This is a genomic window from Nocardioides anomalus (assembly GCF_011046535.1).
GTDB lineage: Bacteria > Actinomycetota > Actinomycetes > Propionibacteriales > Nocardioidaceae > Nocardioides > Nocardioides anomalus.
The window spans coordinates 2,393,139-2,406,942 of sequence record NZ_CP049257.1; the positions used below are offsets into that span (position 1 = coordinate 2,393,139).

The following is a 13,804-nucleotide window of genomic DNA, read 5'->3' on the forward strand; positions in this document are numbered from 1 at the left end:
GGCTCATGAGCGACCCTGCCGACAGCGGCGAGCCGGCCAGCCTGACCGAGCAGGAGGCGCGGGAGCGGGCGGCGCTGCTCGAGGTGGAGCGGTACGACGTGCGCGTGGACCTGCGCGACCTGCTCGAGGGCGAGCGGTGGCAGGCGTCCTCGACCATCACCTTCACCTGCCGCACGCCGGGCGCCTCGAGCTTCGTCGACGTCGTCGGCGAGGTGACCGCGGCCCGGCTCAACGACGTCGAACTGGACCTCTCCACCCACGGGCGCGGTCGGCTGCCGCTGCCCGACCTGGCCGCGGACAACGTCCTGGTCGTCGACTCGGTCCAGGCCGACACCGGCTCGGGCAACGCGATCCTGCGCAGCGTCGACCCGCAGGACGGCCTGGTCTACGTGTGGAGCTCCTTCGAGCCCGACGGCGCCCGCCGGGCGTGGGCCTGCTTCGACCAGCCCGACCTCAAGGCCGTGCACGGCTTCCAGGTCAGCGCCCCGTCGGCGTGGACCGTGCTCAGCAACACCTCGCCCGACGTCGTGCTCGACCGCGAGGACGGCGGGCGGCTGTGGAACTTCGAGGACACGCCGCGGCTCTCGACGTACGTCGTGGTGGTCAACGCCGGCCCGTTCCACGAGCAGCGCGAGGAGCACGGGGACCACGACCTCGGCCTCTACTGCCGCCAGTCCCTGCGGACCTACCTCGAGCGCGACGCCGAGGAGATCTTCCGCATCACCGCGCAGGGGCTGGCCTTCTTCGGTGAGCAGTTCGCCCGGCCGTTCCCGCAGCGGCGCTACGACCACGTCTTCGTCCCCGACTTCGGCGGTGCGATGGAGAACTGGGGCTGCGTGACGTGCAGCGACAGCGAGCTCTACCGCTCTCCTCCGACGTACGCCGAGCGCGCGTGGCGGGCGCTGCTGATCCTGCACGAGATGGCCCACCAGTGGTTCGGCGACCTGGTCACCATGCGCTGGTGGGACGACGTCTGGCTCAACGAGGCCTTCGCGTCCTTCGCCTCCGCGTGGGCCTCGGTCGGGGCCACCGAGTTCACCGACGCGTGGGCGGCCTTCCTGGCCCAGGAGGAGCTGCCGGCCTACCAGCTCGACGCCGGTCCCGCCACGCACCCGATCCGCGGCCAGGTCAGCGACGAGTCCCACGCCTTCGCCAGCTTCGACGCCATCACCTACTACAAGGGCCAGGCGGTGCTGCGCCAGCTGATGGCCCTGGTGGGCGAGGAGACGTTCGTCGAGGCGCTGCGGCACTACTTCGCCGACCACGCGTGGGCCAACGCCACGCTGGACGACCTGATGGGTGCGGTCGGCGCGGCGAGCGGTCGCGACCTGACCGGCTGGACGACGGCGTGGCTGGACCAGGCGGGCACCGACACCCTCAGCCTGATCGGCGGCACGCTGCTGGCCTCCAGCCCGGACGGCGGTGAGCCGCGTCCGCACGCGCTGCGCATCGGGTCCTACGAACGCACCGACGACGGGCTGCGCCAGGTGGCGCTCACCGACGTGGAGACGAGCGGGACGACCACCCGGCTCGACCTGCCGGTCGCCGACCTGCACCTGGTCAACGACGGCGACCTGACCTTCGCCTCGGTGCGCACCGACGAGCGCTCGCTGGAGGTGCTGCTCTCCACCGCCGCGTCCCTGCCCGATCCGGTCGACCGCGCGCTCGCGGTGTGCACCGCGTGGGACCTGCTCTATCGCGGTGAGCTGTCCACCGGCGACTTCCTGGACTGCGTGCTCGCGGTGCTGGCGACCGAGCCGAGCCCGGGCGTCGTGCAGCCGTTCTTCGAGCTGGCCCTCGACGCGGCCGAGCAGTGGAGCCCGGCCGTGCTGGTCCCCCGCCGGCTGGCGCGGCTCGCCGACGTGGCCGCGGCCCGAGCCCAGGAGCCCGACCACCGCACCGCGGCGCTGCAGACCCTGGCCGCGGCGGCGTCGTCCGCGGAGCACTTCGAGCTGCTCGACGCCGCGGCGGCCGACGACCACGACCTGGCCTGGCGGGTCCAGGTCCGGCGCGCGTCCCTGGGTCGCTACGACGCCGCGGCGGTCGCCGACCTGCTCGAGCGCGACCCCGACCCGGACGCGCAGGTCCGGGCCTGGGGCGTCGAGGCAGCGCGACCGACCGAGGAGGCCAAGGCCGAGGCGTGGGAGCGGGTGTGGCGCGAGCGCGCCGTACCGGCCGGGCTGCCGCAGATCGGCTTCGCCCGCGCGTTCTGGCGACCGGCGCAGCACGAGCTGCTGCTGCCGTGGGCCCACCGCTACCTCGACGAGCTGACCGACCTGTCCGGCGGCCTGCTGTCGGTGCTGAGCCAGGTGCGCATCATGCGCCCGCGCACCTGCGACGAGGAGTGGCTGGCCCGGGCCGAGGAGCTGACCCGGTCCGAGGAGCTGACACCGGTGGTCCGGACCTCGCTGGTGGCCACCGTCGACACGCTCACCCGGGTGCTCGGCGCGCGCTCCTGACCGGGCCCCGGGTCGGGACGCCGGCCGTCACTCGACGGTGGCCGGCTCCCGGCGCAGCCCGGTCTCGTCGATCGGGAAGCGCAGCTCGCGCTGGCGCGCGATGGCGGCCCCGACCAGCCCCTTGAACAGCGGGTGCGGCCGGGTCGGGCGCGAGCGCAGCTCGGGGTGGGCCTGGGTCGCGATGTAGTAGGGGTGCTCGTCGCGGGCCAGCTCGACGAACTCGACCAGGTTGTTGTCCGGCGAGGTGCCGGAGAAGACCAGGCCGGCCTCCTCGAGGGTGTCGCGGTAGGCGTTGTTGACCTCGTAGCGGTGCCGGTGCCGCTCGTCGATGAGCTCGGCGGCGTACACCTCGCGCGCGATCGAGCCCGGTTTGAGCAGCGCCGGGTAGAGCCCGAGCCGCATGGTCCCGCCAAGGTCGCCGGCGCCCTCGACGTAGGCGAGCTGCTCCTCCATCGTGGCGATGACCGGCTCCGGGCTCTCGGGGTCGAACTCGGTGGAGTCGGCCTTCTCCAGCCCGGCCACGTTGCGGGCGTACTCGATGACCATGCACTGCAGCCCCAGGCACAGACCCAGGGTCGGGATGCCGTGGGTGCGGGCGAAGGTCAGCGCGCCGATCTTGCCCTCGAGACCGCGGACGCCGAAGCCGCCCGGGACGCAGACCGCGTCCACGTCGGACAGGTGGCGGGCCGCGCCGGACGGGGTCTGGCACTCGTCGGAGGGGATCCAGCGGATCTTGACCTCGGCCTCGTGCGCGAAGCCGCCCGCCTTGAGGGCCTCGGCCACCGAGAGGTAGGCGTCGTGCAGGTCGACGTACTTGCCGACGAGCGCCACGGTGACCTCCTCGGACGGGTGGTGCACCCGGCGCAGCAGGTCGTCCCAGACCGTCCAGTCCACGTCGCGGAAGGGCAGGTCGAGCCGGCGCACGACGTAGGCGTCCAGGCCCTGGCGGTGCAGCACCTTGGGGATGTCGTAGATCGACGGCGCGTCCGGGGCCGTGACCACGGCCTCCTGGTCCACGTCGCACATGAGCGAGATCTTCTTCTTGATCGAGTCCGGCAGCTCGCGGTCGGCGCGGCAGACCACGGCGTCGGGCTGGATGCCGACCTGGCGCAGCGCGGCCACCGAGTGCTGGGTCGGCTTGGTCTTCAGCTCACCCGACGGGCCGATGTAGGGGACCAGCGAGATGTGCAGGAAGAAGCAGTTGTCGCGCCCGATGTCGTGGCGCACCTGCCGGGCCGCCTCGAGGAAGGGCAGCGACTCGATGTCGCCGACCGTGCCGCCGATCTCGGTGATCACCACGTCGACGTGCTCACCGTCGGCGCCGGACCCGCCCATGGCGAGGATCCGCTCCTTGATCTCGTTGGTGATGTGCGGGATCACCTGGACCGTGTCGCCGAGGTAGTCCCCGCGCCGCTCCTTGGCGATCACCTCGGAGTAGACCTGGCCGGTCGTCACGTTGGCGATCTGGCCGAGGTCGGTGTCCAGGAACCGTTCGTAGTGGCCGATGTCGAGGTCGGTCTCCGCGCCGTCGTTGGTCACGAAGACCTCGCCGTGCTGGAACGGGTTCATCGTGCCCGGGTCGACGTTGAGGTAGGGGTCGAGCTTCTGCATCGTCACGTGCAGACCGCGCGAGCGCAGCAGCCGACCGAGGCTCGAAGCGGTGAGCCCCTTGCCGAGCGAGGAGGCGACGCCTCCGGTGACGAACACGTGCTTTGTCACGGAGGACCTCATGGACCTCCATGCTATGCCAAGGGCACGGCACCATCCGCACCCGACGCACCGAACGCGCCGCTCGTGCCGTTGATCACCGCGATCAGGGCCAGCACGGCGGTCACCTGACCCAGGGCCGTGTCCGTCCCGTCCACGGTCGAGATCCGCTCGCCGAGGTCGGACTCGCGCAGCGCGGCGAGCTCGCCGTCGTCGGCGGAGTCGGTGTCGCCGACCACCACGACGCCCGCGCTCTGGGCGCCGACGCCGTTGACCACGCCGGCCAGCACGGTGCGTGCGGCCAGGCTCGCACCGCCGTCGTCCTGGCCCGGGGGCAGCACGACGAGCACCAGCGGGGCGTTGCGCACGTCGGTCGGTGACTGGAGCAGCCCGGCGTCGGCCAGCGCGGTGCGGACGGTGACGGCCGCGAGGTCGGCGCGCACCGAGGACGGCTGGGTCGTGGACATGGCCAGGGCCAGCAGCGTCCCGACGGTGTCGTAGCCCCAGGTGTCGGTCGGCACGCGCGGGTCGCCCAGGCTGGTGGCCAGCTGGCTGGTGGTGTCCTCGACGTCGTCGCGCTGCTCGGGGTCGAGCAGGGTGTCGCTCACCGTGTAGGTGCCGGTGACCGACCCGCCCGCGGCCAGGACCTGGGCGTTGAGCGCCTCGACCTGGCTGTCGTCGGCGCCCGGCAGCGCCAGGATCGCGGTGGCGTGGGTGTCCAGGCCGTTGGCGTAGAGCCGAGCGGCCCCGGCGGCGGCGAACGCCTCGGCGTACGTCGTGTCGGCCGCGCTCGACTCCGGCCGGTCAGCGCCGCTGGCGGCGGCGCTCCCGCGGGCGCTGTCCGTGTCGTCGTCGTCACCGGCCAGCGGCCCGCCGCCGAGGACGATGCCCACGGCGAGGGCCAAGAAGACCGCGACGAGGGAGGCGACGTGCTGGCGCAGCGTGATCATGTGAGCCCCTGGAGTTGGTCGACGACGCTCTGGACCCAGTCGCGGCCGACCGGGGTCACCGCGATGGCCGCGAGCAGCGCGAGCAGCCCAGCGACGACGACGAAGGCGAGCTGGCCCGAGCCGGGCCGGCCGGAGTACAGCGCCCGGACGGCCGTCGGCGTGACCAGCCGCTCCCCCAGCTTGAGCCGGGTCACGAAGCCGCTGGTCGGCGCCTCGCCGGGCCGGTCGAGGTAGTCCTCGAGCCGCGCGTGCAGGCCCACCCCGACCACGACCGAGGCACCGTGGTGCTCGGCCAGCAGCAGGGCGACGTCCTCGGCGCTGGCCGTGGAGTCCACCAGCAGCGGGGCGTTGGTGGCCACCGTCTCGATCGTGGCCTGCTCGTCCAGCCCCGAGCCCGGTGGCGTCATCAGGACCACGTCGGTCGCCACCCGCAGCGCGTCGCCGGAGGGCACCGTGTCCGGGTCGCCCGCCGTGACCAGCACGATGTCCGGCGCCCAGGTGAGCCCGATCAGGTCGTCGGCGGCGCGGCCCACGGCGACGACCACCGGCGCCTGCTCGCGCACGAAGGACGCGACGGCCTGGAGGTCGGCGTGGTCGGCGCGGGCCACGACCACCACGGGCCGGTCCCGGAGCGCGGTGCGCACGTGCGGCAGGCCCTGGCCCTGGAGCAGCAGCCGCCACTCCTGCTCGAGCGCCTCGCCCGGGTCCGGGGCCAGCAGGTCCACCGGCCCGCGCGCCGCCGACTGGGCCCGCTCGGTGTCCCGGTGCACGAGGTCCAGGTCGACGTCGCGGCCGACGGCCAGCTCGTCGACGCCGCCGTCGGGCCGGACGGCGTACACCACGCCTTGGTGCACGCGGACCTGCTGGGCGTCGAGGATGTTGCTCAGCCCCTCGGCGCCGATCTGGTCGACCACCGGGAGCGCGGCCTCGGCCAGCACCTCCGGGCCCAGGCTGGCGTAGCGGCCCGACCCCATCCGCTGGGCGTTGACCACGGCCACGACACCGGCGTCCACCAGCGCGGTCGCGGTCTGCCGGTCCAGGTCGGCGTGGTCGAGGACGGCGACGTCTCCCGGCTGGAGGGAGGGCAGCAGGCTCGCGGGGTCCACCCCGACGCGGGCGGTGCCCAGCACACCGCCGGGGCCGGTGCCGCCGGACGCGGTCAGCGTGGTCCTGCGCGCGTTGGCCTTCACGAGGAGACAACGACCGCGGGCGGGTGACGTCTCGTGTGACGCACCCCGCAGCAGCCGACCCCCCGGTCCATGGAGGTCAGTGTGTCAGGCCGCCCCGCTCCCGGGCCGTCAGGCCAGGGCCCGGGCGGGCGCGGCCACCTCGAGCAGCTCGCGGGCGTGGGCCAGCGCCGTGTCGGACTCGGCCAGCCCCGCCAGCATGCGCGACAGCTCCCGCTCGCGGGCCGCCTCGTCCAGCACGGTCAGCCCGGAGCTGGTGACCGAGCCGTCGCTGGCCTTCTCGACCAGGACGTGGCGATCGGCGTACGCCGCGACCTGGGGCAGGTGCGTCACCACCAGCACCTGGGCGGTGCGGGCCAGCTGGGCCAGGCGCCGGCCGATCTCGACCGCGGCGCTGCCGCCCACGCCGGCGTCGACCTCGTCGAAGACGAACGTCGGCACCGGGCTGGTCCCGGCCAGCGCCACCTCGAGGGCCAGCATCACCCGCGACAGCTCACCGCCGGACGCGCCCTTGTGCAGCGGCCGCGGCTCGGAGCCGGTGTTGGCGGCCAGCAGCAGCTCGACCTCGTCCACGCCGCTCGCGTTGTGCCGCAGCCAGCGCCGGCCCACCTCGAGCGGGCTCCCCGACGGCTCGCCGGCCGGCGCGTCGACCTCGTGCTGGCTCACGGTGACCTCGAGGCGGGCGTGCGGCATGGCCAGGAGGCTCAGCTCGGCGGTGACCTCGGTGGCGAGCCGCGTCGCCGCCTCGGACCGCGCCGCGGACAGGCTGAGGGCGACCTCGCCCAGCTCGGCGCGCAGTGAGCGCTGCTGCTCGCGCAGGGTCTCGATCCGCTCGTCGGTGCCGTCGAGGTCCAGCAGCCGGGCCGCCGACGTCTCGGCCCAGGCCAGGACGTCCTCGGCGGTCTCGCCGTACTTGCGGGTCAGCGCGGTCAGCGCCGCCCGCCGCTCGGAGGTGGCGGCCAGTCGCGCCGGGTCGGCGTCCACGCCCGCGGCGTAGGACGCCACGTCCGCGGCCAGGTCGCTGAGCAGGTAGGTGATCTCGGCCAGCCGGTCCGCCAGCGCCCCCGCGTCGGCGTCGTGCGCGCGCACGCTCTCGAGCAGGGTCCGCGCCGCCGACGCCGCCGCCAGCGCGTCCGGGTCGCCGCTCTCGCTCGACAGCGCCTCGCGGGCGCCCTCGGCCGCGGTGCGCAGCTCCTCGGCGTAGCCCAGCCGCGCCTCGTCCGCCGCCAGCTGCGCGTCCTCGCCCGGCTTGGGGTCGACCGCCTCGATCTCGCCCAGCCCGAACCGCAGCAGGTCCGCCTCCCGGGCCCGCTCCCGCGCGCTGGCCACGACCTCGTCGAGCTCGCGCTCGGTGGCCTCGAGCCGGGCGTGCAGGGCGGCGTACGCCGAGACCAGCGCCAGCACCGGCTCGCCCCCGAACCGGTCCAGCGCCTCCCGCTGCGCCCGGTGCCGCAGGAGCCGGTGCTGGTCGGACTGCCCGTGCACCGCCACCAGCGGCTCGGCCACCTCGGCCAGCCGGGACACCGGCACCGACGCGCCGCCGACCCAGGCCCGGGACCGGCCCTCGCTGGCCACGTTGCGGGCCAGCACCACGTGGCCGTCCTCGACCTCGCCGCCCGCCTCGTCCACCGCGCTCGCGAACCCGGCCAACCCGCTCGCGTCCACCACGCCCTCGACCCGCGCGTGCGCCGCGCCGGTGCGGACCATCCCGCTGTCGGCCCGCCCGCCCAGCAGCAGCCCGAGCGCGGTCACCACCATCGTCTTGCCGGCGCCGGTCTCGCCGGTGATCACCGTCAGCCCCGGCCCGAGCTCGAGCCGCGAGGAGTCGATGACGCCCAGCTGGCCGATCCGGATCTCCTCGAGCACGTCTCAGTCCTCCCCGTCCGCGGCCCGGTGCTCGGCCCGGTGCTCGGCCCGGTGCTCGACCCGGTCGAGCCGCTCCTCAGCCCGATCGCCCCGGTCCTCGGCCCGGTCGGCGCGGTCCTCGGCCCGGCGGCGGCGCTCGGCCGAGCCACGCCACCCTTCGACCGGCAGGTCGAACTTGGCCACCAGCCGGTCGGTGAACGGCGAGTCGTGGAGCCGGGCCAGGCGCACCGGCTGCTCGGCCCGCCGCACCTCGATGCGCGCCCCCGGCGGCAGGTCCACCGTGCGCCGGCCGTCGCACCACAGCACGCCGACCCCATCGGTGCGCGACATGACCTCGACGGCCAGCACCGAGTCCGGCGCCACCACCAGCGGCCGCGCGAAGAGCGCGTGCGCGCTCAGCGGCACCACCAGCAGCGCCTCGACCCGCGGCCAGACGATCGGCCCGCCCGCACTGAAGTTGTAGGCGGTCGACCCCGTCGGCGTGGACAGCACCACCCCATCGCAGCCCCACCGCGACAGCGGCCGGTTGTCGACCTCGACGACGACCTCGATCATCCGCTCGCGCGAGGCCTTCTCCACCGACGCCTCGTTGAGCGCGAAGGTGTGCCGGATCAGCTCGCCGTCCCGGAACGCCCGCACGTCGAGCGCCAGCCGGTCCTCCGGCGCCCACCGCCGCTCGACGATCGCGTCGATGACGTTCTCGACGTCGTCCACCTCGGCCTCGGCCAGGAACCCGACGTGGCCCAGGTTGACCCCCAGCACCGGCGTCCCGGTCCCCCACGTCACCTCCGCGGCGCGCAGGATCGACCCGTCCCCGCCGACCACCACGGCCAGCTCGCAGTCACAGGCCAGCTCGGTGTCGTCGTCGCGCAGCTCGATGAGGGAGTACGACGACGGCCCGATCCCCAGGTCCGCGGCCTCCTCGGCGAGCAGCCGGACCACGATCCCGTGCTCGGTGAGCGCTTTGCACAGCCGCGTCGAGACGTCGCGCGCGGCTTCGCGACCGGTGTGCGACAGGATCAGGACGCGCCGCGGCTGCGCCCCGTCCGGGGCGGCGGCTGCGTCGTCGCCGGCGTGGTCAGCGGCGTCCGTCGTGGTCACGCGTCCAGCCTCTCAGACGGCACCCCCTGCGACCGGTCAGCCTCGCACGGCGCTGTGGATGTCCGCCTCGTCCAGCTCGGCCGGCCCCCGCCGCAGCCACAGGAAGAACTCGACGTTCCCCGACGGCCCCGGCAGCGGGCTGCGGGCCACCGCCCGCGCGCCCCACCCGAGCTCCGCGGCCCGTGCGGCCACCGCCGCCACCGCCTCGGCCCGCAGCGCCGGGTCGCGGACCACCCCACCCTTGCCGACCCGGTCCTTGCCCACCTCGAACTGCGGCTTGACCATGAGCGCCAGGTCGCCGTCCTCCCGGGTCACCCCGACGAGCGGCGCCAGCACCAGGGCCAGCGAGATGAAGGACAGGTCCCCCACCACCAGGTCCACCGGCCCGCCCACCAGCTCGGGGGTGATCTCGCGGATGTTGGTCCGGTCGTGCACCCGCACCCGCTCGTCCGAACGCAGCGACCAGGCCAGCTGCCCGTACCCCACGTCGACCGCCACCACCTCCCGCGCCCCCGCCCGCAGCAGCACGTCGGTGAACCCGCCCGTCGACGCCCCCGCGTCCAGGCAGCGCCGGCCCTCGACCAGCAGACCCAGCGGCTCGAAGACCGCCAGCGCCCCGGCCAGCTTGTGCCCGCCGCGCGACACGTAGTCCGGCCGATCCGGGTCCTCGACCACCACGATGGCCACGTCCGTGGTCACCTGGGTGGCCGGCTTGCCCGCCGTCGCCCCCGACACGCCGACCCGACCCGCCGCGACCAGCTCGGCCGCGTGCTCGCGCGAGCGCGCCAGCCCGCGCCGGACCAGCTCCGCATCCAGCCGGAGCCGCCTCGGTGGCACTCCCGGGCCCCTTCTCAGGCGGGTCCGGTGTGGTCGTCACCGGAGTCGTCCAGCGCCTGGCGCAGCTGCACCTGGGCGCTCTCGAACACGCCCACGTGCTCCTCCAGCGGTCGCTCGTCGAGCTCCTCGACCGCCCGGAGCACCTCGTCGACCCGGTCCACACCCGTGCGCACGCGCTCGGTCGGCTCACCCGGCTCGCCGAGGTCCGCCGGCTCGGGCTCCGCGTCGGCCCAGCCGGGCTCGCCGGTCACGGGCTCCAGCGGCTCGCCGTCGTCCTGACCGTCGTCCTGACCGTCGACCTGGCCGTCGACCTGGCCGTCGACCTGGCCGTCGACCTGGCCGTCGACCTGGCCGTCGACCTGGCCGTCGACCTGGCCGTCGACCTGGCCGTCGACCTGGCCGTCGACCTGGCCGTCGACCTGGCCGTCGACCTGGCCGTCGACCTGGCCGTCGACCTGGCCGTCGACCTGGCCGTCGATCTGGCCGTCGATCTGGCCGTCGATCTGGCCGTCGATCTGGCCGTCGATCTGGCCGTCGATCTGGCCGTCGATCTGGCCGTCGATCTGGCCGTCGATCTGGCCGTCGATCTGGCCGTCGATCTGGCCGTCGATCTCGCCGTCGATCTCGCCGTCGATCTCGCCGTCGAACCCGTCCTCGGGCTGGTCCAGGGTCTGGTCCTCGAGTCCGCCCTCGACCACGTCCGGCTCGTGCTGCGGCTGCTCGGTCATGGGCGGCACGCTACTCCGGCGGGGTCAGCCCCTCGGTCCGGACGGGCTCGCCGGTCTCGTCGAGGTGGGCCCACGCCGCCTCGGCCACGACCCGCCACCAGTCGTCGGCGCCGCCGTCCCCGGCCACCGCCAGCGCGCCGTCGGCGACCCGGGCCGTCCAGCCGCCCAGGCCCACCTCGCCGTCCTTCGTCTCGGGCGCCGCGTGCGCGCTCGTCAGCCCGCCCAGGTCGGCGGCGACGTACGTCGGTCGCTCCTCCGCCCGCGCCGCCACCAGCTCGGGCAGGCCGGTCACCCCGGTGAGCACCAGCAGTGAGTCCAGGCTCGCGGCGCGGGCACCCGCGATGTCGGTGTCGAGCCGGTCGCCCACCATGAGGGGCCGCTCCCCGCCGCAGCGGCGCACGGTCTCGTCCAGCAGCGGCCGCGCGGGCTTGCCCGCGACCACCGGGTCGACCCCGGCGAACCGGCGCAGCAGCTCCACCTGCACCCCGTGCCCGGGCGCCAACCCGAAGGGGGTGGGGATGGTCATGTCGGTGTTGCTGGCCACCCACCACAGCCCGTCGCGGATCCGCACCGCCGCGCGCATGATGTCGCGCCACGGCACGTCCGGGCCGTACCCGGTCACCACCGCCCCGGCCTCGTCCCGCACCCCCACCGGCCGCAGCCCGGCCGCGGTCACCGCCTCGGTCAGCCCACCGGCCCCGAGCACCGCCACCGACGCACCCTCGCCCAGCCGGTCGAGCAGCACCCGCGCCGCCGCCTGGGCCGAGGTCACCACGTCGTCCGCGTCCGCCGTCACCCCCAGGTCGCGCAGGTGCTCGGCGACCGCCTCCGGCGGCCGCGAGGCGTTGTTGGTGATGAACGCGATCCGCATCCCCGCGCCCCGCGCCGCCTCGAGGTGCTCCGGCGCGCCCGGCACGGCGTCCTGGCCGACGTAGACCACGCCGTCCAGGTCCAGCATGGCCAGGTCGTAGCCGTCGGTCAGTGGCCCCTGCGAGCTCCCCAGCGCCAAAGCCCGTCCTCCTCGCGCGGTCCTCAGTAGGATTTGTCGATGGACACCGGCGCCGTGGTCATCCCGCCGTACGTCGGCCGGCCACTGCGTCTCGCGCCCTTCCGCGGCCTCCGGCTGACCCCGCGCCGCGTGGGCGACCCGGCGTCCGGACGCCTCTTCGCCCGACCGTACCGGGCCGTCCCCGGTCGGCTCGCGCAGTGGCAGGAACGCGGACAGCTGCGCCACGACGGCGAGCCCGCGGTCTACCTCCACGAGTACACCGCCGCCGGCCTCACCGTCCGGGGCCTGGTCGGCGCCTTGGACATCTCCCACCGCGCCTCCGGACCCGAGGACCGCGCCGTCCTGCCGCACGAGGGCATCCACCCCGTGCAGGCCGACGAGCTCGCGGACCGGATGACCGAGCTGGCCCTCAACCCGGCGCCGATCCTCCTCGTGCACCGCGCCCCCGCCAGTGTGCGGGCGGTGGTGCACCAGGTGCTGGCCACCGAGCCGGAGGACGACTTCGTCGACCGCAACGAGCAGCGGCACCGGGTCTGGGCCATCCGCGACCCCGACCTGCTGGCCACCCTGGACGACGGCCTCGCGACCTCCCAGGCGCTCATCGCCGACGGCCACCACCGCTACGCGGCCTACTTGCGCATGCAGCGGCGCCACCCCGGCGGCGCGAACGACCGCGGCCTGGCCATGCTCGTGGACCAGGAGGACACCCCTCTCTTCCTCGGGCCGATCCACCGGGTGCTCACCGGCGTCGGACTCGACGACCTCGCCGCCGCGGCCGAGGTCGTGGGCGCCGGCTTCGACGTCGTGGACCGCACCGCGGCCGTCCACGCGCTCGGACCCACGACCCTGGCCGCCACCGACGGCAGGCGCTGGGCCGTGCTCAAGCTGCACCTGCCCGAGGAGCGCGCCGCGGTGGAGCAGCTGCACGAGGACCTGGTCCCCGCCCTGCCGCGCGGCCCCCAGCGCATCGAGTACCACCACTCGGTCGAGACCACCCTCGACCGGCTCCGCCGGGACAGCATCGCGGTGCTGATGCCCGCCCCCGACGTGGACCTGGTGCACCAGATCGCCGCCGATGACCGGCTCCTACCCGAGAAGGCGACCTCCTTCCAGCCGAAGCCCAGCGTGGGGGTGCTCATCCGCTCCTTGCGCGACGGATGAGCCGGACCCTGTCCACCTCGACCTCCACCCTCGACGCCAGCGTGCCGCCGGCCTGGAAGAAGCGCCGACGGACCGCGCCGCTCACCTCCACCAGGTCGCCCTCGTGCCACTTCTCGACCGACCTCTGCAGCCGGGCGGTCCACACCGCGCAGTCGATCGGGTCGACCCGCTGCTTGGGCTGCTCCTGGCCGGCCGGCAGCGGAGGTCGCTGGACGTTGACCTGCACCGTCATCAGCCGATCGCCACTGGGCAGCTCACGAGTCGCCGGCTCCCTGCCCAGCACGCCGACCAGTCGCACCTCGTTGACGGCCGCTCCCTTGTCGGCGGCCACCTCGGATCTCTCCACCTTCTGTGCTGTCATCTGACACCACCTCCTCGCGACCCACCCTGCTGACTCGTGCCGACAGGCGGGACGGGGTCGCAGGGCACCTGTGCAGAACCGAGGTGCGAAGCGCCCTGTGGAGACGTGCAGGACGAGCCGGCGGCCGAAGGATCGACGACAGCGGCGCAGCACGAAATGCAGAAAGGGCCACCCGCAAGGCGGGTGGCCCTTTCTGAATGAATGTCCGGCGACGTCCTACTCTCCCACAACCTCTCGGTTGCAGTACCATCGGCGCTGAGGGGCTTGACTTCCGGGTTCGGGATGGGACCGGGTATTTCCCCCTCGCTAAGGCCGCCGTAACTCTGGCCGACCGCTCCACCGCGCACGAGCGCGGGAGCAGCCGAAGCTACAGTGTGTTCAGTTTTCACTGAATCCTTCGTGGACGCGAGCAGTCAATTGCTAGCAGCAGGTCAACCG

11 protein-coding genes and 1 rRNA gene are annotated in these 13,804 nt (G+C 74.3%); 2 read left to right on the forward strand and 10 right to left on the reverse strand.

The genetic code is table 11. The annotated features are described in order from the left end of the window. The first annotated feature begins 5 nt into the window (after positions 1-5). Entirely contained in the window at positions 6-2,459 is a 2,454-nt protein-coding gene (gene pepN / locus G5V58_RS12110; protein WP_165232881.1) for an aminopeptidase N, read from the forward strand. Positions 2,460-2,486: 27 nt separating this feature from the next. On the opposite strand, the gene G5V58_RS12115 is transcribed toward pepN, so the two are convergent. The 8 genes from G5V58_RS12115 to G5V58_RS12150 form a co-directional block, all read right to left on the reverse strand. Further along, entirely contained in the window at positions 2,487-4,190 is a 1,704-nt protein-coding gene (locus G5V58_RS12115; protein WP_329957570.1) for a CTP synthase, read from the reverse strand. 11 nt (positions 4,191-4,201) lie between these two features. Further along, the gene (locus G5V58_RS12120) at positions 4,202-5,116 is read right to left on the reverse strand and encodes a copper transporter (protein ID WP_165232886.1); all 915 of its coding nucleotides are present in this window, start codon (positions 5,114-5,116) and stop codon (positions 4,202-4,204) included. Beyond that, positions 5,113-6,306 carry a putative cytokinetic ring protein SteA gene (gene steA / locus G5V58_RS12125; protein ID WP_165232889.1) on the reverse strand — a complete coding sequence of 398 codons (1,194 nt, stop codon included), beginning with the start codon at positions 6,304-6,306 and terminating at the stop codon, positions 5,113-5,115. Before steA ends, G5V58_RS12120 begins: the two co-directional genes overlap by 4 nt. Before the next feature lie 108 nt (positions 6,307-6,414). Then, positions 6,415-8,169 carry a DNA repair protein RecN gene (gene recN, locus G5V58_RS12130; RefSeq protein WP_165232892.1) on the reverse strand — a complete coding sequence of 585 codons (1,755 nt, stop codon included), beginning with the start codon at positions 8,167-8,169 and terminating at the stop codon, positions 6,415-6,417. A gap of 3 nt (positions 8,170-8,172) precedes the next feature. Next, positions 8,173-9,270: an NAD kinase gene (locus G5V58_RS12135; RefSeq protein WP_165232895.1), complete on the reverse strand. Its 1,098-nt coding sequence runs from the start codon at positions 9,268-9,270 to the stop codon at positions 8,173-8,175. Positions 9,271-9,306: 36 nt separating this feature from the next. After that, positions 9,307-10,107: a TlyA family RNA methyltransferase gene (locus tag G5V58_RS12140; protein ID WP_165232898.1), complete on the reverse strand. Its 801-nt coding sequence runs from the start codon at positions 10,105-10,107 to the stop codon at positions 9,307-9,309. 14 nt (positions 10,108-10,121) lie between these two features. After that, the gene (locus G5V58_RS12145; protein WP_165232901.1) at positions 10,122-10,835 is read right to left on the reverse strand and encodes a hypothetical protein; all 714 of its coding nucleotides are present in this window, start codon (positions 10,833-10,835) and stop codon (positions 10,122-10,124) included. Positions 10,836-10,845: 10 nt separating this feature from the next. Beyond that, on the reverse strand, positions 10,846-11,844 hold the full coding sequence (locus G5V58_RS12150; RefSeq protein WP_230487297.1) for an HAD-IIA family hydrolase: 999 nt from the start codon (positions 11,842-11,844) through the stop codon (positions 10,846-10,848). A gap of 39 nt (positions 11,845-11,883) precedes the next feature. Here G5V58_RS12150 and G5V58_RS12155 point away from each other — a divergent pair, with 39 nt between their 5' ends. Further along, complete coding sequence (locus tag G5V58_RS12155) at positions 11,884-13,005, forward strand: DUF1015 family protein (protein WP_165232904.1); 1,122 nt, start codon at positions 11,884-11,886, stop codon at positions 13,003-13,005. Here G5V58_RS12155 and G5V58_RS12160 read toward each other — a convergent pair. After that, the gene (locus G5V58_RS12160; RefSeq protein ID WP_165232907.1) at positions 12,980-13,366 is read right to left on the reverse strand and encodes a single-stranded DNA-binding protein; all 387 of its coding nucleotides are present in this window, start codon (positions 13,364-13,366) and stop codon (positions 12,980-12,982) included. The two genes, G5V58_RS12155 and G5V58_RS12160, sit on opposite strands and share 26 nt — an antisense overlap. Positions 13,367-13,569: 203 nt before the next feature. Further along, a 5S ribosomal RNA gene (rrf, locus tag G5V58_RS12165) occupies positions 13,570-13,686 on the reverse strand. Between the last annotated feature and the right edge of the window lie 118 nt (positions 13,687-13,804).